This is a genomic window from Cognatiluteimonas weifangensis, from assembly GCF_003416885.1.
GTDB lineage: Bacteria > Pseudomonadota > Gammaproteobacteria > Xanthomonadales > Xanthomonadaceae > Cognatiluteimonas > Cognatiluteimonas weifangensis.
The window spans coordinates 1-409 of sequence record NZ_QVPD01000030.1 but is presented as its reverse complement, the minus strand read 5'-3'; the positions used below and the strand labels follow the sequence as shown (position 1 = coordinate 409).

1 protein-coding gene is annotated in these 409 nt (G+C 56.2%); it reads right to left on the bottom strand.

The genetic code is table 11. The annotated features are described in order from the left end of the window. A partial coding sequence (locus D0Y53_RS13165) for a hypothetical protein (protein WP_233511783.1) occupies positions 1 to 377 on the bottom strand: 377 nt, incomplete at its 3' end. Positions 378 to 409 lie beyond the last annotated feature (32 nt).

Sequence of the window (409 nt, the reverse complement as noted above, 5' to 3'; positions counted from 1 at the left end):
TTAACAAGGCCAACGCCTAGAGCGAGGCCGGCACCAGCCACACCTATACGTCCGTGGCCATCTTGGACGTCTAGGGCAAAGTGAGCAATAACCATGGATAAGCCGGTGGCCGCGAGGAGCAAGCCAACCACTAGTTGGCCAATTGGACCTGAAACCCGCGGTGATCCAAACACAAAGCGCAAAAAGACCCGGCCTGACCAAAGGAATAGAACCAAGCCAATAACCAGCCCTACGACAACAAATGTGTCCGTCTTCCCGGCCAGGAGGAGGCGAGCCGAGAAATAGGAGGCTGCCCCCATTGCGACGCATAAGAGCAAAGAGGCGAATACTCCGACGAAGCGTTCGCTCTTGGTCGGTAAGCGATCGAAATCCTGCATGAGGCCTAACGCCTGAATTAAGCCGAGCCGCG